This window comes from Aquisalimonas sp. APHAB1-3, assembly GCF_048323695.1.
Lineage (GTDB): Bacteria > Pseudomonadota > Gammaproteobacteria > Nitrococcales > Aquisalimonadaceae > Aquisalimonas.
Window position 1 is genome coordinate 14,684 of sequence record NZ_JBLWFT010000006.1, and the last position, 17,817, is coordinate 32,500.

Annotated in this window: 18 protein-coding genes and 1 tRNA gene; 11 read left to right on the forward strand and 8 right to left on the reverse strand. The window is 66.6% G+C overall.

Annotated features, from left to right (window positions below):
• The first annotated feature begins 9 nt into the window (after window positions 1-9).
• Both ACNSTU_RS10550 and pdeM read left to right on the forward strand, forming a co-directional pair.
• Window positions 10-2,448, forward strand: a complete 2,439-nt coding sequence (locus ACNSTU_RS10550; RefSeq protein ID WP_290635342.1) for a ligase-associated DNA damage response DEXH box helicase — start codon at window positions 10-12, stop codon at window positions 2,446-2,448.
• Complete coding sequence (gene pdeM / locus ACNSTU_RS10555) at window positions 2,441-3,142, forward strand: ligase-associated DNA damage response endonuclease PdeM (RefSeq protein ID WP_290635341.1); 702 nt, start codon at window positions 2,441-2,443, stop codon at window positions 3,140-3,142. Before ACNSTU_RS10550 ends, pdeM begins: the two co-directional genes overlap by 8 nt.
• On the opposite strand, the gene ACNSTU_RS10560 is transcribed toward pdeM, so the two are convergent.
• Both ACNSTU_RS10560 and ACNSTU_RS10565 read right to left on the reverse strand, forming a co-directional pair.
• On the reverse strand, window positions 3,129-4,850 hold the full coding sequence (locus tag ACNSTU_RS10560; protein WP_290635340.1) for a M14 family metallopeptidase: 1,722 nt from the start codon (window positions 4,848-4,850) through the stop codon (window positions 3,129-3,131). The genes pdeM and ACNSTU_RS10560 overlap by 14 nt on opposite strands.
• A 66-nt stretch (window positions 4,851-4,916) precedes the next feature.
• Window positions 4,917-5,840 carry a LysR family transcriptional regulator gene (locus ACNSTU_RS10565; RefSeq protein WP_290635339.1) on the reverse strand — a complete coding sequence of 308 codons (924 nt, stop codon included), beginning with the start codon at window positions 5,838-5,840 and terminating at the stop codon, window positions 4,917-4,919.
• A 197-nt stretch (window positions 5,841-6,037) separates the two neighbouring features.
• On the opposite strand from ACNSTU_RS10565, the gene ACNSTU_RS10570 reads away from it, so the two are divergent.
• A tRNA-Gly gene (locus ACNSTU_RS10570) sits at window positions 6,038-6,112 on the forward strand.
• A gap of 60 nt (window positions 6,113-6,172) precedes the next feature.
• Complete coding sequence (locus ACNSTU_RS10575; RefSeq protein WP_290635338.1) at window positions 6,173-6,721, forward strand: phosphoribosyltransferase family protein; 549 nt, start codon at window positions 6,173-6,175, stop codon at window positions 6,719-6,721.
• A 7-nt stretch (window positions 6,722-6,728) separates the two neighbouring features.
• On the opposite strand, the gene ACNSTU_RS10580 is transcribed toward ACNSTU_RS10575, so the two are convergent.
• Genes ACNSTU_RS10580 through ACNSTU_RS10590 form a run of 3 tightly spaced genes read right to left on the reverse strand, consistent with a single transcriptional unit; the run spans window position 6,729 to window position 8,487 of the window.
• Entirely contained in the window at window positions 6,729-7,457 is a 729-nt protein-coding gene (locus ACNSTU_RS10580; RefSeq protein WP_290635337.1) for an LrgB family protein, read from the reverse strand.
• Window positions 7,458-7,465: 8 nt separating this feature from the next.
• Complete coding sequence (locus tag ACNSTU_RS10585) at window positions 7,466-7,828, reverse strand: CidA/LrgA family protein (protein ID WP_290635336.1); 363 nt, start codon at window positions 7,826-7,828, stop codon at window positions 7,466-7,468.
• Window positions 7,825-8,487, reverse strand: a complete 663-nt coding sequence (locus tag ACNSTU_RS10590) for an HAD family hydrolase (RefSeq protein ID WP_290635335.1) — start codon at window positions 8,485-8,487, stop codon at window positions 7,825-7,827. Before ACNSTU_RS10590 ends, ACNSTU_RS10585 begins: the two co-directional genes overlap by 4 nt.
• 139 nt (window positions 8,488-8,626) lie before the next feature.
• Between ACNSTU_RS10590 and ACNSTU_RS10595 the strand changes: the two genes are divergently transcribed.
• The 4 genes from ACNSTU_RS10595 (at window position 8,627) to bfr (ending at window position 12,475) form a co-directional block, all read left to right on the forward strand.
• Entirely contained in the window at window positions 8,627-9,136 is a 510-nt protein-coding gene (locus ACNSTU_RS10595) for an RNA pyrophosphohydrolase (RefSeq protein WP_290635334.1), read from the forward strand.
• Window positions 9,137-9,269: 133 nt separating this feature from the next.
• Window positions 9,270-11,540, forward strand: coding sequence for a phosphoenolpyruvate--protein phosphotransferase (gene ptsP / locus ACNSTU_RS10600; protein WP_290635333.1), 2,271 nt, complete (start codon window positions 9,270-9,272; stop codon window positions 11,538-11,540).
• A 92-nt stretch (window positions 11,541-11,632) separates the two neighbouring features.
• Window positions 11,633-11,869 carry a bacterioferritin-associated ferredoxin gene (locus tag ACNSTU_RS10605; RefSeq protein WP_290635332.1) on the forward strand — a complete coding sequence of 79 codons (237 nt, stop codon included), beginning with the start codon at window positions 11,633-11,635 and terminating at the stop codon, window positions 11,867-11,869.
• Between the two features lie 129 nt (window positions 11,870-11,998).
• Window positions 11,999-12,475, forward strand: a complete 477-nt coding sequence (bfr, locus tag ACNSTU_RS10610) for a bacterioferritin (protein WP_290635331.1) — start codon at window positions 11,999-12,001, stop codon at window positions 12,473-12,475.
• Between the two features lie 28 nt (window positions 12,476-12,503).
• Here bfr and hemJ read toward each other — a convergent pair whose 3' ends face one another.
• On the reverse strand, window positions 12,504-12,932 hold the full coding sequence (gene hemJ / locus ACNSTU_RS10615) for a protoporphyrinogen oxidase HemJ (protein WP_290635329.1): 429 nt from the start codon (window positions 12,930-12,932) through the stop codon (window positions 12,504-12,506).
• Between the two features lie 2 nt (window positions 12,933-12,934).
• Window positions 12,935-13,474, reverse strand: a complete 540-nt coding sequence (locus tag ACNSTU_RS10620) for a peroxiredoxin family protein (protein WP_290635327.1) — start codon at window positions 13,472-13,474, stop codon at window positions 12,935-12,937.
• A gap of 194 nt (window positions 13,475-13,668) precedes the next feature.
• On the opposite strand from ACNSTU_RS10620, the gene argC reads away from it, so the two are divergent.
• Together argC and erpA are read left to right on the forward strand one after the other, a co-directional pair.
• Complete coding sequence (gene argC, locus ACNSTU_RS10625) at window positions 13,669-14,700, forward strand: N-acetyl-gamma-glutamyl-phosphate reductase (RefSeq protein ID WP_290635325.1); 1,032 nt, start codon at window positions 13,669-13,671, stop codon at window positions 14,698-14,700.
• Between the two features lie 80 nt (window positions 14,701-14,780).
• The gene (gene erpA / locus ACNSTU_RS10630; RefSeq protein WP_290635323.1) at window positions 14,781-15,137 is read left to right on the forward strand and encodes an iron-sulfur cluster insertion protein ErpA; all 357 of its coding nucleotides are present in this window, start codon (window positions 14,781-14,783) and stop codon (window positions 15,135-15,137) included.
• A gap of 18 nt (window positions 15,138-15,155) precedes the next feature.
• Here erpA and ACNSTU_RS10635 read toward each other — a convergent pair whose 3' ends face one another.
• On the reverse strand, window positions 15,156-16,262 hold the full coding sequence (locus ACNSTU_RS10635; protein WP_290635321.1) for an anhydro-N-acetylmuramic acid kinase: 1,107 nt from the start codon (window positions 16,260-16,262) through the stop codon (window positions 15,156-15,158).
• Between the two features lie 205 nt (window positions 16,263-16,467).
• Here ACNSTU_RS10635 and tyrS point away from each other — a divergent pair, with 205 nt between their 5' ends.
• Window positions 16,468-17,679 carry a tyrosine--tRNA ligase gene (gene tyrS / locus ACNSTU_RS10640; protein ID WP_290635319.1) on the forward strand — a complete coding sequence of 404 codons (1,212 nt, stop codon included), beginning with the start codon at window positions 16,468-16,470 and terminating at the stop codon, window positions 17,677-17,679.
• Window positions 17,680-17,817: the final 138 nt, after the last annotated feature.

Below are 17,817 nucleotides of genomic sequence, written 5' to 3' on the forward strand. Positions count from 1 at the left end.
ATGCCACCCATGCGGCCCGAACACCCAATCCAGCGCTGGTTCGCCTCCCGTGACTGGGCGGTTTTCGACTTCCAGCGCGCGGCGTGGGATGCCTACCTGTCCGGGCGCAGCGGGCTGATCCACGCCCCCACCGGCACAGGCAAGACGCTGGCCGCGTGGTTCGGCCCCGTGCTGGAAGCGCTTCAGAACCCGCCGGTGGAGCCACCGCCGCTGACCGTCTTGTGGATCACGCCCCTGCGGGCGCTTGCCGCGGACACCACCGCTCACCTCGCAGAGACTGCCACCGAGCTGGGCCTGCCCTGGACCATCGAGCGCCGGACCGGAGACACCTCCAGTGCCACCCGCAGTCGCCAGCGCCGCCGCCTGCCCTCGGCGCTGGTGACCACCCCGGAAAGCCTGTCGCTGCAGTTAAGCTACAGCGACGCCCATGCGCGCTTTCGCCACCTGCGCTGCGTGGTGGTGGACGAGTGGCACGAGCTCATGGGCAGCAAGCGGGGTGTCCAGCTGGAGCTCTGCCTGGCGCACCTGCGCACGCTTTGCCCCGGGCTGCAGACGTGGGGGTTGTCGGCGACGCTGGGGAATCTGGACGAGGCTCGGGAGGTGCTGCTGGGTCCGGATCAGTCCGGCGACCTGATCCAGGGCTTGCTGCCGAAGCGTACCGCCATCGACGCCGTGATCCCGGAGCGCATGGAACGCTTCCCCTGGGCCGGCCACCTGGGGACGAACCTGGTCCACGATGTGCTGGCAGCACTGGACCGGGCCGACACCAGCCTGTTGTTCACCAATACGCGCTCTCAGGCGGAGCTCTGGCACCAGGCGCTCCTGCAGGCCCGGCCGGACTGGTTCGACCAGATTGCGCTCCACCACGGATCGCTGGACCGCAGTGTCCGCGATCAGGTGGAGGTGTGGCTCCGGGCCGGTGCTATCCGCTGCGTGGTTGCCACCTCCAGCCTGGACCTGGGGGTCGACTTTACCCCGGTGGACCAGGTGCTCCAGGTAGGCAGCCCCAAGGGCGTGGCGCGGCTCGTCCAGCGCGCCGGCCGCAGCGGCCACCAGCCCGGCGCGGAGAGTGCAGTGCTGTGCGTGCCGACCCACGCCTTCGAACTGGTGGAGATCGCCGCCGCACGGGATGCGGCAGTGGCCGGGGAGGTGGAGGCGCGACCGCCTTTGCGGGGCTGTCTCGACGTGCTGGTGCAGCATCTGGTGACGCTTGCCCTGGGGCCGGGGTTTACCGATGCCGCTCAGCTGGCGGAGGTGCGCGCCACCCACGCCTACGCCGGCCTTTCCGAGCGACAGTGGCGCTGGTTGCTGGATTTCATCACCACCGGCGGCAGCACGTTCAAGGCGTATCCGCAGTACCGGCGGGTCGAGCGCGACGGCGATGTTTTCCGCGTGACCGATGCCACCATCGGTCGCCGACACCGCATGGCCGTGGGCACCATCACGGCCGACAGCATGGTGCGCGTGAAGTACCAGCGTGGCGGTCTCATCGGCTTCGTGGAGGAGGCGTTCATTGCCCGCCTCAAGCCCGGCGAGCAGTTCCTGTTCAGCGGCCGGGCGCTGGAACTGGTCCGTGTACGCGACATGACCGCGCAGGTCCGCAGCGCCAGAGGGCGCACGCGCGCCGTGCCGCGCTGGATGGGCGGGCGGATGCCCTTGTCCACGCGGCTCGCCGACGGTGTCGGCGCCCGCCTGGAGCAGGCGCGGGACGGCCATTACCACGGCCTGGAAATGACAGCCGTAAGGCCGGTGCTGGAAGCCCAGCGCAGTGCATCGGCCCTGCCCGGGCGGGATGAACTGCTGGTGGAGCGCATCCGCTCCAGGGAAGGGCAGCATCTGTTCGTCTACCCCTTTGCCGGGCGCCTGGTTCACGAGGCGCTGTCGGCGCTGGTCGCGTGGCGGCTCACGCGGGAAGCGCCCGCCACGTTCGGCTTCTCCATGAACGATTACGGCTTCGAGCTGGTCTCCCGGCGGTTGCCGGAGGTGGACGGCGACGTGCTCGCCAGAGTGCTCTCGCCGGACAGTCTGGAAGCGGATCTGCGCGCCAGTCTCAACGCCGCGGAGATGGCGCGCCGCCACTTCCGCGAGATCGCCCGCATTGCCGGCCTGGTGTTCGAGGGCTATCCCGGGCGGGGCAAGTCCACGCGCCAGGTCCAGGCGTCCAGCGGGCTGATCTTCGACGTGCTGCACCGGTATGATGCGGACCACCCGCTGCTGGCTCAGGCCGAGCAGGAAGTGCTGGAGAGTCAGCTGGAGCTGGGGCGGTTGCGCGACCTGCTTCGTGGCCTACAGGCGCGGCGCCTGCTGCTGACCCGCCCCCGCCGCCTGACGCCCCTGGCCTTCCCGCTGTGGGTCAGCCGCGTGCAGTCGCGGGTGAGTTCCGAAGACTGGCAGACACGTGTCCAGCGCATGTTGGGCCAACTGGAGCGCCAGACCCCTGATGCCTGATACGGCCGCCGAACACCATGTCCCGCCGCCTGGCGCAGTCTGCTGCCGTGCGGCCGGCGAGCGGCTCTGGCTGCTGCCCGGCCGCGCCCTGGTGTGGCCCCGTCGCCGTACCCTTGTGATCGCCGATCCGCACTTCGGCAAGGGTGGGGTGTTCCGGCGCCGGGGGGTGCCCGTCCCCGCTGGCGGCACCGATGCCGACCTTCAGCGGCTGTCGCTGCTGCTGGAGCGCACCGGCGCGGAACGGCTGCTGGTCCTGGGCGACTTCTTCCACGGGCGGCCGGAGGCCGGAGAACCCTGGCTCGACCGGTTCACGGCCTGGCGGCAGGCCCATGGTGCGCTCACGGTCACGGTGGTTGCGGGCAACCACGATCGCCACGCCGGCGCCCCGGATCCGGCCTGGGCACTGGACTGGCACCATCATCCGCTGGCGGAGCCGCCGTTCCTGCTGGCCCACGAGCCTGTTGCCGCACCGGTGAGCGGTTATGTGCTCGCCGGGCATCTGCATCCGGTGTGGACACTGGGCGGTGGCGGTGACCGGCTGCGCGTGCCGGTGTTCTGGTTCGGGGCGTCCGGCGGGGTACTGCCCGCGTTCGGGGGCTTCACCGGTGGCATGGCCGTGCGTCCGGCCCCCTGTGACCGGCTTTACGCGGCGGGCGAGGAGGCAGTGGTGGATTGTGGCGTCAGCGCGCGCTGATCATCTGCTGTATCCAGCCGAGCCGGGCGTTGCCCACCGACAGCGCCAGCGTGCCTTCGCCGTGGACCAGCCAGCGGAGCGTCTGGCGGTGACCACTCCCCGCGGAGCGCTGGAACCAGGGCATGTGCCGCATGGCGCCGGCGCCGTTGCCCCAGCCCTCCAGGTGCCCCAGATCGCGGCGGGCGTCGGTCGGGGCCGCCAGCCGGCAGTCGCGCGGGTTCAGTTCCGCCAGCACGCCGTGGTTCCAAGGCAGCGTCTCGCCAGACGGGATCCCGGCGGTCGACAGGTAGCCGTGGTTTGCAATGGTCGCACTGACCTCGAACAGCTGCGCGTCGAGGCAGCTGACCACCACCTCTTCAATCACCAGCCGTGGCAGCAGCGCTGCGACCCGAAGCCAGTAGCCGGCGACGCTCTCGCAGAGAGCCGGCAGTGATTCGGGCGGTGGGTTCCAGATGCCGATCACCGGGTCGGTTCCGCCCACTTCCACCGCGCCGAGCTGCGGGTGGTGCAGCGGTGTCCAGTGGGAGAAGATGCGTCCCTGGTTGTAGTCCCGGTCCCAGTGCGCCAGGCGTTGTAGGTCGTCACGGTCGAGCGCCGTGTAGTGATCCACGAACCGTGCAGGGGTGGGCATGTCCAGCCGCCGGAACAGGTCCCAGAGCTCGCAGGCCACGGCCAGACAGCCGCGCTGATGGTAGGCGAAGTCCACCAGGTCCCCGCGCAGGGGCTGTTCCGGCTCGTAGGTGAACTGTTCGTAGCTGCTGACCGTGGGGTAGCCGGTGAACGTGGCGGCCCAGTCCGCCAGCTGCCGGTAGAGGCGCCGGTCGCCCGGGTGCATGTGCGCATCCGCCTGCGTACCCAGGGGGCGGATGAACACGCCGCCGAAAGTATGCAGGTTGAGCCAGGCGAAGATGTTGGGATGGTTCTCCGCGAACCGCATGACCGCGGCGGTCTCCGGCTCGCTTCCCGGGAATGCACCGGCTCCGGTCTGCTGATCTTCGGGTCGCCAGTCCCACGGGAAATTGCGGTTGAGATCGGCGGTATTCACCAGCGGGTCGGCGTCAGGGATGGTCTCGCCGTCGAACCCGATGATCTCCCCTTCGGGGTAGAGACGGAACCACGGCGGCGGATCGTCGATCTGCCGTGGCAGCATCAGGCCGGGACAATCCGGGGCTGCAACGAAATCACCGGCGGCATCGGGGATACGCATGCAGCGGCAGCAGCCGTCGCCGTTCATGTCTCGGGGCTGCCACCAGGACGCGTGGCCGGTGGTGTCCTGGCGTCGCGGGACGGAGCGCACGAATCCGCCGCGCTCGAGCACGGCCTCGGCTCCGTCGGGAGAAAGGCGTGGGGCGACGTACAGGTGGATGTCGCGAAGCGCTTCCAGCAGCGGAGCCGGGAGTTCGGCAGCAGCGTTGGCAGGCTCCACGTGGACCCGTAGCAACGCCTCCGCAATGGCCAGGGCGACACTGGAGGTGGCCAGTTCGGTGCCATGCATGTTGCCGTCCACCCATACGGCGGGTCGCCGCCTGCCCGGATCGCGGCCGATCTCCAGTAGCCAGATCTCGCGGCCGTCGCCGCTGGTTCCGAGGCTGTGAAGGGTGGCGACTTCGGGGTAGGTCTCTGCCCAGGCCCGCAGCTGCGATGTCAGCTCGGCGAAGCGCAGGTAGCGGTGACGGAAACCCTGGTTGACGGAGTCGATGGCGGCCATGGGCGCATCCGGAGACAGCCGCGGGGTGCGGATTCACCGCTTGTATAGTCCATCCACCGGGGGTTGTCAGCGCGCCGGGATGATCTCCGAGAGCGTTTCGGCGGTGCGCTCTCGGGCAAGGCGGATGAAGGCGTCGATGAACGGCTTGTCCCTGTCTTCGGAGCGGACCGCCGCATATAGGGTACTCCAGAGCCCGTTCTCCCCCAGAGGGCGGGCGTGGACGCTGGCCTGATCCTGGTACTCGCGCAGCGCCCAGTTCGGCAGCGCGGCAACACCGCGGCCGTTGGCGACGAGCTGCACGAGCATGACGGTCAGCTCCGCCGTGCGACGCTCGGCAGGCTCCAGCCCGGCGGGCTCCAGAAAGCGGCTGAAGATGTCCAGCCGGTCGGGGCAGACGGGGTAAGTGATCAGGACCTGGTCGGTGAGGTCCTCTGGCGTGATCCAGTCGCGCCCGGCCAGGGGTGACTGCCGTCCCACCGCCAGCAGCATCTCGTAGCGGAATAGCGGCACGTACGTGAGGCCGCTCAGATCCTCTTCAGGGTCCGAGGTGATGACCAGATCCACGTCACCACGATAGAGAGCGGGCAGCGGATGGAAGCTGAAGCCCATGGACAGGTCCAGCTCCACCCCGGGCCAGTCGGGGCGATACCGATCGAGGGTGGGCATCAGCCACTCGAAGCAGCTGTGGCACTCCACGGCCATGTGCAGCCGCCCGTGCTGGCCGTCGCCAGTGTGGCGGAGCTCGCCCTCGGCGCGCTCCACTTCCGGGACGATCCGCTGCGCCAGCTGCAGCAGCTTCTGCCCGGCCGGCGTCCAGCGAAGCGGCCGGGAACGCCGGAAGAACAGCGGCGTGTCAAAGTGGTCCTCGAGGCTGCGAAGCTGGTGCGACAGCGCCGACTGGGTGATGTGCAGCGTCTGCGCGGCAGCCGACAGGTTGCCATTCTCGTGGATGGCGAGCAGGGCCCGGAGATGTCGGAGATCCAGAAACATGAATATGTCTCATGTTCGTGATGATGAATGCGAGATTGTTTCACCCTTTGATCTGACAAACAATACTCCTGAGCTCTGAGGGGCCGCCCGTACCCCATGGGCTCATGAGGAATGATCAGTTCCTTGTCCACCGTCCTGTGGCCGGGTCACCTTGCAATGACCCGGCCCGTTTTTTACACTCCCGCCTCATCGTTATCGCGGGTGTAGCTCAGTGGTAGAGCACAACCTTGCCAAGGTTGGGGTCGTGGGTTCGAATCCCATCACCCGCTCCAGATTCCCGACGCGCCCCGAGGGGGTTACCCTCGGGGCGTTTGTCGTTTGGGAGGTGTAACGTGTCCGACCCCGAGACGCACCGGTTGACCATTGGAACCGTCTCTCGCGACCTGCCGCTGATGGAGGTGGCCCCCGGTCTGCGGATCGCAGTGCTCAACACCCTTGGCGACACGGAGCTGGTGGAAACCGCCGCCACTCTGCTGGCGGGGCGGCTGGCCGCCCACGACTACGACACTCTGGTAACGCCCGAAGCCAAGAGCATCCCGCTCATCCACGCCCTGTCGGTGCGCACCGGTCACCCCTACGTGGTGTTGCGCAAGAGCTGGAAGCCGTACATGGGGGATGCCCTGCGCGCCACGACCCGGTCCATCACCACCGGCAGCGAACAGACCCTGTATCTCGACGCCAAGGACCGCCAGCTGGTGGAGGGCAAGCGGGTGGTGCTGGTGGATGACGTGATCAGCACCGGCTCGACGCTGGCCGGCATGGAAGAGGTCATGGCCCTGGCCAGTGCCAGTGTCGCGGCCCGGGCTGCCATCTGTACCGAGGGCGATGCCGGCGAGGGTGCAATCGCGCTGGCGCACCTGCCTCTGTTTCCGGGAGCGTAGCTCGGCCTTACCCCACCGGCATCCACGCGATCAACAACGGCAGCAGAAAGGCGGTGATGAGACCGGCAAGGCTGAGGCCCAGCCCGGCAAAGGCGCCGGCGGTGGCGCTGATGCTGAACGCTTGAGCCGTGCCCAGTCCGTGGGCCGTGAGCCCCATGGCGAACCCCTTCACGGCATCATCGCGAATCCGCATGAGGCGGATGATGGCCGGGGCCATGATGCAGCCGAGACTGCCGGTGATAAGCACCAGGGCGGCGGTGAGCGAGGGCAGGCCGCCCAGTTGTTCGGCCACACCCATGGCGATGGGTGAGGTGACGGATTTTGGTGCCAGGGACATCAGGCTGGCCGGGCTGCCGCCCAGCACCGCGCCGACGGCGATGGCGGACAGTGCGGCCACCGTGGTGCCGGTGATGCCGGCCACCAGCAGTGGAGCGAGCCAGTCGCGGATCTGCCGGCGGTGGTCGTACAGAGGGATGGCCAGTGCCACGGTGGCGGGGCCGAGCATGAAATGGATGAACTGGGCACCCTCGAAGTAGGTGTCGTAGTCGGTGTCGGTGAGCAGTAGAATGCCGATCAGCAGCCCCATGGACAGCAACACCGGGTGTAGCGCGGGGCTGCCGCCGAGGCGGCGGTTCAGCCAGGTGCTGAACAGGAACACCAGCAGCGTCATGGTCAGCCAGAGCTGCGGCGAGGTGGCCAGATAGACCCAGATGTCGGTGAGCTCTTCCGTGACCATGGTGCGCCTCAGGAGCGGCCACGGCGCTGGCGCATGGCAAGCATGGCACGCAGCGCCAGCATGGTGGCGATCAGGGTCAGCGCCGTGCTCACCACCAGCGCCACGCTGATGGCCAGCCAGTCTCTGGCGATGAGCTGGAAATGGGCCATCATGCCGACTCCGGCCGGTACGAACAGCAACGCCAGGTAGCGGAGCAGGGTCTCGCTGACGGTGCGCAGCCCCGTCGGCGGAGCACCGAACCAGATCAGTCCGCCGAGCAGCAGCACCATGCCCACCACCGGGCCGGGGACGGGGAGCCCGGCGAGCTGCACCAGCACTTCCCCGGCCAACTGGCAGCCGAGAATGATGGCCAGCCCGTTGAGGATGTTCACGGGGCGCCCCGCAGGCTGATGCGCCGCCAGCCCCGTTCACGGGCGGTGGCATCCAGCGTGTCGTCCGGGTCCACCGCCACCGGATGATCCACCCGGTGGAGGAGTGGCAGGTCGTTGTGGGAATCGCTGTAGAAGTAGCTCCCGCGCAGGGTGTCGTCCCGTTTCTGCAGCCACTTCTCGAGTGCGTCAACCTTGCCGCTGCCGAACGTGATCGGACCGATGATCTCGCCGGTGTACTGGCCGTTGCGCCATTCCGGGGTGGACGCCAGCAGGGCGTCCACCTGGAACAGGTCGGCGATGGGCGCCGTGATGAACCGGTTGGTGGCGGTAATGATGAGCGTTCGGTCGCCCTGTTCGGCGTGCCGCTGCACCAGGTCGACCCCTTCCGGCAGGACCAGCGGGCGAATCCATTCGCGCACGAACTCCTGCCGCCAGGCGTCGAGCTGCTCCGGCGCGTGGCGGGTCAGCGGCTCCAGCGCGAACCGCAGATACGCCCGCGGGTCCAGGGTGCCTTCAAGGTACTGCTGGTAGAAACGGTCGTTCGCCGCGTCGTATTCTGGGCCGTCGACGATGCCGCGTCTTACCAGAAAGCGGCCCCACAGGTGGTCGCTGTCCCCGCGGAGCAGGGTGTTGTCGAGGTCGAATATTGCGAGCGCCATGACGTGTCCGTTGGTTCGGGTCCAGAGATTGATGCCGCACCGCCCGTGGGGCTGGGCCGCCGTATGGCACAGTTTGCCGGTTCTTGATGGTTTGTGGAACAATGCCGAGTATCAACCCGAACATTGGAATAATTTCTAAGTGATTGATTCGGATGGATTCAGGGCAAACGTCGGCATTATCCTCTGTAACGGGGAGGGGCGGGTGTTCTGGGGGCGCCGAATCGGTCAGAACGCCTGGCAGTTTCCGCAGGGAGGCATCAAACGGAACGAGTCGGCGGAGGAGGCGCTGTTCCGGGAGCTGCACGAGGAGGTCGGGCTGCTGCCGGAGCATGTTCAGCTGATCGGGGCTACCTCCGGATGGTTGCGTTACCACCTGCCGCGTCATCTCGTGCGTCGGCACCAGCGGCCGGTCTGTGTCGGGCAGAAGCAGCAGTGGTTCCTGCTGCGCCTGACCGGGGGTGACGGTGTGGTCCGCCTGGACGTCAGCGAGACCCCGGAGTTCGATGACTGGCGGTGGGTCGATTACTGGCGGCCGGCCAGGGATGTGGTGTTCTTCAAACGCCACGTCTACCGCAAGGCGCTGCACGAGCTGGAGCCGTTACTGTTTCCCGACGCGGCGGCGAAGGCGCCGGACGCGGCGCGTCGCTGACCACCTGTTGGCCGGGCATGGGTATCCGGCATGGGACAAGCGTCCGCCTTCCTGTAATCTTGCACCAACCAACCATGCGAACCGACCGGCACGGGTCCGGGGCGGTTTCGCGGGCGCGACTGAGACGAACGGCATGCTCCAGACCCTTCACAGCATCATCCAGGAGGTCAATGCGGCCCGCGGGCTGCAGCATGCGCTGAATATCATCGTCAAGCGCGTGGCCGATACCACCAATGTGGACGTGTGTTCCGTCTATCTGGTGGACCAGGACACCCAGGAATACGTGCTGATGGCCACCCGAGGATTGAATCCAGACGCGGTGGGACAGGTGCGCCTGCGCTTCGACGAGGGCCTAGTGGGGCTGGTGGGCGAGCGCAAGGAGCCGCTGAATCTGGAGAATGCCGAGGCCCATCCGCGCTTTCGCTATTTCCCGGAGACCGGTGAGGAGAAGTTCCACTCCTTCCTGGGTGCCCCGATCATCCATTTTCGCCGCCTGCTGGGCGTGCTGGTGGTGCAGCAGACCGCCCGCCGACGGTTCGGCGAAGAAGAGGTGGCGTTCATCGTCACCATGGCGGCGCAGCTCTCCGGCGCCATTGCCCACAGCGAGGCCAGTGGCGGTGAATCCAGCGGCGGGTTGCCGACGCCGTTGCCGGTGACGCGCCGGGCCCTGGAGGGGGTTCCGGGGGCGCCGGGGGTGGCTTTCGGCCGCGCCATGGTGGCCTACTCGCCGGCGGATCTGTTCGCCGTGCCCGACCGCGCCGTCGAGGATGCGGAGGGCGAGGTGGCGGCGTTCCGGGCAGCGCTCAAGGCTGTCCGCGCCGAGGTGCAGGACCTGGCCGATCGCCTCGCGGACGCCATTTCGTCGGACGAGCACATGATGTTCGATGTCTACCTCAAGATGCTCGACAGCGAGAGTCTCGTGGAGGGCACCGAGCAGCGCATTCTTGAGGGCAACTGGGCCTGCGGCGCCTTGCGCGACAGCATTGCCCAATACGTCAGCGTCTTCGACGAGATGGAAGACCCCTACCTGCGGGAGCGCGCCAGCGACATCCGCGACGTGGGACGGCGCATTCTCATGCGCCTGCAGATGGACAGTGGCGATACACGCTCGGTCCCCGAGGGCACGGTTCTGGTTGGTGAGGAGATCAGCGCCTCGCAGCTGGCGGAGATTCCCACGGAGCGGCTGGTGGGCGTGGTGACCGCGCGCGGATCCGGCAACTCCCATGTGGCCATTCTCGCCCGCGCCCTGAATATCCCCGCAGTCATGGGCGTCGCCGAGCTGCCCGTGGGTCGGCTCGAGAACAAGCAGCTCATCGTCGACGGCTACAGCGGTCGCGTGCATATCGACCCGGACAAGCGGGCACAGAAGGAGTACCGGCGTCTGCTGCGCGAGGACGCGGAGCTCTCCCGCGATCTGCAGACCCTGCGCGACGAGCCGGCCCGCACGCCCTGTGGCTTTCCCATGGGTCTGTATGCCAACACCGGCCTGATGTCGGACATCACGTCGTCGCTGGCCAGCGGCTGTGACGGTATCGGCCTGCACCGCACCGAGTTCCCGTTCATGGTGCGCGAGCGGTTTCCGGGGGAAGACGAGCAGACCGTAGTCTACCGGCAGGTGCTGGAGCCGTTCGTGCCACGCCCGGTGGTGCTGCGCACGCTGGACGTGGGCGGTGACAAGCCGCTGCCCTATTTCCCGGTCCGCGAGGAGAACCCGTTTCTCGGCTGGCGTGGTATCCGTTTGACCCTGGACCACCCCGAGATCTTTCTTACCCAGCTGCGGGCCATGCTGCGGGCCAATGCGGATTGCGGCAATCTGCGCATTCTCCTCCCCATGATCAGTCGGGTGCAGGAGGTGGATGAAACCCGCGTGTTGCTGGACCGGGCCCGCGAGGAGCTGGCGGAAGAGGGGCTGGAGGTGGCCATGCCCCCGCTCGGGGTGATGGTGGAGGTGCCGTCGGCGGTATACCAGGCGGACAGCCTGGCCCGGCGCGTGGACTTCCTCTCCATCGGCAGCAACGACCTCACTCAGTACCTGCTGGCGGTGGATCGCAACAACTCGCGGGTGGCCGGCCTCTACGACGAGCTTCACCCCGCGGTGCTGCAGGCGGTACGCCAGGTGGTGGAGGCGGGCGAGCGCAATAACTGCCATGTGAGTGTCTGTGGTGCCATGGCCGGTGATCCGGCGTCCGCCATTCTGTTGCTGGGGCTTGGCGTCCACGGCCTGAGCATGAGCGTCTCGAGCCTCCTGAAGGTGAAGTGGGTGATTCGCAGTTTTACCCGCCAACAGGCGACCTCGCTGCTCGAAGAGGCGCTGACGCTGGAGAATCCCGCCGACGTGCGACGCCTGCTGAACCGCGCCTTGGAGCAGGCCGGCCTCGGTGGTCTGGTCCGTGCCGGCAAGTAATTCCTCCCGTTGGCAATAGGAATCGTTCTCGTTCCAATTGACAATCAGTCGCATTTGCATTCAGACTGAACGCAATCAACGGGAGGGTTCTCATGTACGTCTGCCTTTGCCGCGCCATCACAGATCACGATATCCGACGTGCCGTTGCCGGTGGCGCGCGCACCATGCGTGAGCTGCGCCAGGAGCTGGGCGTCTGCAGCTCCTGTGGCCGCTGCGGCCCGGAGGCGCGGGAGATCCTCAGTGAGGCATGCGCGAACGTGAGTGCAACCGCTGTCCATATCGATCTTCCCGCCATGGAGCCCGGCGCCCCCGCCTGGCAGACCGCCTGAGCCGCGGTCCATCCCCGGTGACGGTCCGCTCCGGGGTCCCATACCATCCGGTTCTTGTATTACACTGAGCCCAGCGCGACAGGCGTGGCAGCGTGCCTGTGCAGATGCTCAACCAGATGGAGCCGTCTCATGAAGGGTGATGCGAAGGTCATCAAGTTCCTGAACAAGGTCCTCTACAACGAACTGACGGCGATCAACCAGTACTTCCTTCACTCGCGGATGCTCAACGACTGGGGGCTGGAAAAGCTCGGTGCCAGCGCGTACGACACCTCCATCAAGGAAATGAAGCATGCGGACAAGCTCATCGACCGCATTCTGTTCCTGGAAGGCATGCCCAACCTGCAGGACCTGGGCAAACTGCTCATCGGCGAAGACGTGAAAGAGGTCCTGGAGTGCGACCTGCGGATGGAGGAGCGCACCTGCCCCGAACTGCGTGATGCCATCGAGTATGCCGAGTCGGTGGAGGATTACGTCACGCGCGATCTGCTGGCGGAAATCCTCGCGGACGAAGAGGAGCACCTGGATTTCCTCGAGACCCAGCTTGACCTGATCGAGCGGGTGGGGCTGAAGAACTACCAGCAGTCCCAGGTCTGGGCGGACGACTAGATGTATTGACTGGCGCCAGGGCGGCGGGTCAGAACGGCTTGACCACCGCCAGAACGATGATGGCGACAAGCCCGAACACGGGCACTTCGTTGAATACCCGGTACCAGCGGTGGCCTCGGGTATTGCGGTCCTCCCGGAACGCTGCGACGAGACGCCCGCACCAGATGTGATACCCCACCAGAAGCGTCACCAGCAGCAGTTTCGCGTGCATCCAGCCCTGCTGGAGCCAGAACGGGTTGAGTACCAGCAGCCAGATGCCGAGGGCGATGGTGACTACGGCGCTCGGCGTCATGATGCCGCGATAGAGCTTGCGCTCCATGACCTTGAAACGCTCCCGACCCGCCGGATCGTCCTCCGCCATGGCGTGGTAGACGAACAGCCGCGGTAGATAGAAGATGGCGGCGAACCAGGTCACCATCGCGATCAGATGAAACGCCTTGATCCAGAGATAGCCCATGCTCAGGAGCCGGGGCTGTCCAGTGCGGCGACCTGATCCGCCGGCAACAGGCCGGCGATGCGTTCGCGCATGCGGTCCATGTCCACCATGCCCAGGCGCTGGCTCAGGATCTTGCCGTCTGGCCCGATCAGGAAGGTGGTCGGTGTCAGGCGCACATCGCCGAATGCGCGCGCAATGCTGCCGTCGCGGTCCAGGGCGATGGTATAGGGCATGTCCCGATCCTCGACCATGGCGCGCACCTGTGATTCGGGGTCGTACTCCATGGCGACGGCGATCAGCTCCAGCCCTTGGTCGCCGTAGTCCTCGTACAGCGCTTTGAAATGCGGGATCTCGCGGACACATTCCGGGCAGGTGGTGGCCCAGAAGGCCACGATCACGGGCTTGCCACGGAGGTCGCCGAGCGTGAAGCGCTCGCCATCAAGCGTCTCGACGCGCACTTCCGGGGCGCGTTCCCCCTGCCAGGGAGCCACCCAGACGACGGCGGCGGTCGCCACGACCACCACGAACAACAGGATGAACCACACGTCTTTTCGCTTCGTCATGGAGATTCGCCACGCCTCGGGAGTACGGACGCATAGTCTACCGCCGCGCCCGATGCCGGGGCTACCGGCATTGCCGGAGCGGCCGTGGCCCGCTCGCTGGAAGCCTGCGCGGGAGGCGCGTAAAATCGGGAAGCTGGATAAAGGCGCGGCCGGATCACGCACGCCCGCGCCCGGGCATCGCGACTGGAGTGGACATGATTACGATTGGCATTGTCGGCGGCACGGGGTATACCGGTGCCGAACTGCTGCGGCTTCTCGCCGGCCATCCGCACGCGGAGGTGCGCGTCATCACTTCGCGGGGCAATGCCGGTACGCGCGTCGATGCCATGTTTCCGGGGCTCCGCGGTGCGGTTGATCTGACCTTTTCGGAACCGGATGTCGCGGAGCTCGCCGCCTGCGATCTGGTGTTCTTTGCGACACCCAACGGGACGGCCATGCAGATGGTCCCGGAACTGCTTGATGCCGGCACGCGGGTCATCGATCTGGGTGCCGATTTTCGCCTCAAGGATGCGGCGTCCTGGGAGGCGTGGTACGGGATGGCCCACGCATGCCCCGAGCATCTTGCCGATGCCGTGTACGGGTTGCCCGAGATCCACCGCGCGGGCATCCGCGAGGCGCGCCTGGTGGCAAACCCGGGGTGTTATCCCACGGCGGTCGCTCTCGGCTGGCTGCCGCTGGTGGATGCGGGGCTGGTCAGCCTCGATGCCCTGGTCGCGGACTGCAAGTCCGGCGTCTCCGGGGCGGGGCGCAAGGCGCAGGTGCCGACGCTGTTCGGTGAGGCCAACGAGAACTTCCGCGCCTATGGTGCCAGCGGCCATCGGCACCTCCCCGAGATCCGGCAGACGCTGGAGATGATTGCGGGGGGCCCGGTTGGACTCACGTTCGTACCCCATCTGGTGCCCATGACCCGCGGCATGCAGGCCAGTCTGTACGCGCCGCTCGACGGCTCTGCCGTGGATCTTCAGGGCCTCTACGAGGCGCGTTATGCGGAGGAGCCGTTCGTGGACGTATTGCCTCCCGGCAGTCACCCCGAGACGCGGACGGTGCGCGGCACCAACCTGTGCCGGATTGCCGTGCACCAGCCCCAGGACGGCCGTACCGCCATCGTGTTCTCGGTGATCGACAACCTCACCAAGGGCGCAGCCAGTCAGGCGGTGCAGAACATGAACCTGATGTGCGGCCTCGACGAAACCGCCGGCCTGGGCGGTGTGGCGGTTCTGCCGTGAGGCTTGCCCGAAGTTGACGGTTTCGCGCGCTGCGGGGACAATACAGTTGCAGGTATTCCGTTCTACCGGAGAGAGAATCCATGGCTGAAGCAGCATTTGAGCAGGACGATGCGCCGCTGGTCTTCACCGACAGCGCGGCGAACAAGGTGCGTGAACTGCTTGATGAGGAAAACAACGACGCGCTGAAACTGCGGGTGTACGTTGCCGGGGGTGGCTGCTCGGGATTTCAGTACGGCTTCACCTTCGACGAGAACACGGATGATGGCGATGCCGCCATGGAGAAGAACGGCGTCACCCTCGTGGTTGATCCCATGAGCGTCCAGTACCTGATGGGCGCCGAGATCGACTACGTGGAAGGTATCGAAGGGGCGCAGTTCGTTATCCGTAACCCCAACGCCACGACCACCTGCGGGTGCGGCTCCTCGTTCGGGGTCTGAGCCCAAGGTCGGTTCTGTTCATTTTTCGGGCGATCCGGGATGGATCGCCCCCAGTGGTACCCGGGACCCGGCGCCCGTCACCGAAGGCAGATTCCCGGGGCGCCCCGCCAGAGCCTCCCTCGCCAGCCATGCAAACCCGGCCGCTTCCACCCAGTCCGCGGGTATTCCGTGGGCGTCCGTCGTATCCACGAACATGCCCGGCAGAGCGGCCTGAAGGCGCCGCATCAAGTCTCCGTTGCGCGCGCCGCCCCCACAGATCAGTGCCCGTGATGCGGTCGGCAAGCTGTCGCGAATGCCCGCAGCGATCGTCTCGGCGGTGAGCTGGGCGAGGGTGGCCTGGACCGTCTCCGGGTCGTAACCGGACAGATCTGCGGCGGCCAGCCAATCGTCATTGAAGTAGTCGCGACCCGTGCTCTTGGGCGGCTTGCGGGAGAAATAGGCATCCGCGAGCAGGCGGGCGAGCAGTTCGTCCGACACTTCCCCGGCGCCGGCCCATGTGCCGTCCTGATCGTATGTGCCGCCCTGGTGGCGGGCGTACCAACTGTCCAGGAAAACGTTCCCGGGGCCGGTGTCGAAACCCCTGATACCGTCGGCGCCGGGGGTGCTGGGCAGTCTCGTCACATTCGCCATGCCGCCGATGTTCGCGACGATGCGGTCCTCGTCCGTGGTATGGAAGAATGCCTGGTGGAACAACGGGGCGAGAGGCGCGCCCTGGCCGCCCGCCGCCAGATCCCGTCGGCGGAAGTCGGCGACAACGGTGATGCCTGTCCGTTGAGCGATCCGGTGCGGGTCGCCGATCTGCAGGGTGCTAGGTGCCGGCGCATCCGGTGCATGCCACAGGGTCTGCCCGTGACTGCCGATGGCGGCCACGTCGGCGGTGGCCACGCCGGCCTTCTCCAGCAAGGTCGTGATAACCGCTGCGAAGACTTCGCCCAGCTCGGCGTCCAGGCCCATGATCTCGCTCAGTGGCGAGGCGCCACTGACGGCCATCAGGCGCTCGCGCACGGCAGTGTCATGTGCGGCGCTGTGCGTGGCCACGAGGCGCGGGATGTCCTCGGTGAAATCCATCAGGACGGCGTCGATGCCGTCCATGCTGGTGCCTGTCATCAGTCCTGCGTAAAACACCCCCGGCACGGCATCCCCCTTGTGGCATTGGGTTCGGTCTGTCCCCGCATGATACCGGCTTTGTCGCGGCGGTGTTCCGCGCTGATGCGGTGACGTCTACGCCCAGCCTGTTAGAATTCCGCGCTTCGGAAGGCGTTCTTCCGGCGCGCCGCACTGCTGTGGCGAGCCGGGCCAAGCGCCTCGTCTACTCCGGGAGAGAAACGGCATGGTCGATGTGGATGGCGCCCTGGCAGAACTGCGCCGGGGTACGGAAGAGATACTGGTTGAAAACGAGCTGCGCGAGCGCCTGGCGGCCGACCGACCCCTGCGGATCAAGGCGGGTTTCGACCCCACGGCACCCGATCTCCATCTGGGGCACACAGTGCTGATCAACAAGCTGCGCCAGTTCCAGGACCTGGGGCACGAGGTGCTGTTCCTCATCGGTGACTTTACCGGCATGATCGGCGACCCCAGCGGGAAGAGTGCGACTCGCAAGCCGCTCACGGAAGAGGAGGTGGCCGCGAACGCGCAGACTTACCGCGAGCAGGTGTTCCGCATTCTCGACCCGGAGCGCACCCAGGTTGTTTTCAACTCCACATGGATGAGCCGTTTTTCGGCAACGGACATGATCCAGCTCTCCGCGCGCTACACGGTGGCGCGGATGCTGGAGCGGGATGACTTCCACAAGCGCTACCATGCAGGCCAGTCCATCGCCGTGCACGAGTTCCTCTATCCGCTGATACAGGGTTACGACTCCGTGGAGCTCAAGGCCGATGTCGAGCTCGGCGGTACCGACCAGAAGTTCAACCTTCTGGTGGGGCGGCATCTGCAGCACGCCTATGGTCAGCCGTCACAGGTTGTCATGACCGTCCCCATTCTCGAGGGTCTGGACGGTGTGCAGAAGATGTCCAAGTCCCTGAACAACTACGTCGGAATCAAGGAGCCGCCCGACGAGATGTTCGGCAAACTCATGTCCGTGTCCGACGACCTCATGTGGCGGTACTTCGAACTGCTCAGTCTGCGCTCCGGTCCGGAAGTGGATGCCCTGCGCGCAGAAGCCGATGCCGGACGCAATCCACGAGACATCAAGGTGCTCCTGGCCGAGGAATTGGTGGAGAGGTTCCACGACCGCGACGCTGCCACCCGGGCGAGGCAGACGTTCGAGGACCGGTTCCGGAGAGGTGCACTCCCGGAGGACATGCCCGAGGTCAGCGTCTCCGCCCGGGGCGGGGCCGTACCGATTGCGACGCTGTTGCGGATGGCCGGGCTCGTTGACTCCAGCAGCGACGGTCAGCGCATGGTCAAGCAGGGGGCCGTCCGCATCGACGGCGAACGCATTGAGGATACAGGGGCCAGCATCCCCGCCGGTGGCGTGCATGTGGTGCAGGTGGGTAAGCGTCGGTTCGCCCGCGTGACGGTTGTTGAAGAAAACGCTTGACGCCTGAGCTGTGATCCATAGAATACGCATCTCTTCACGGCACAGCGCCGCTTCGGCGGCTCCCGCGAAGAGCTGAAAACAAGCGTTGACGCCACGGTGAGATGCTCTATACTCGCCGCCTCCAACGCCCGGAAGCAG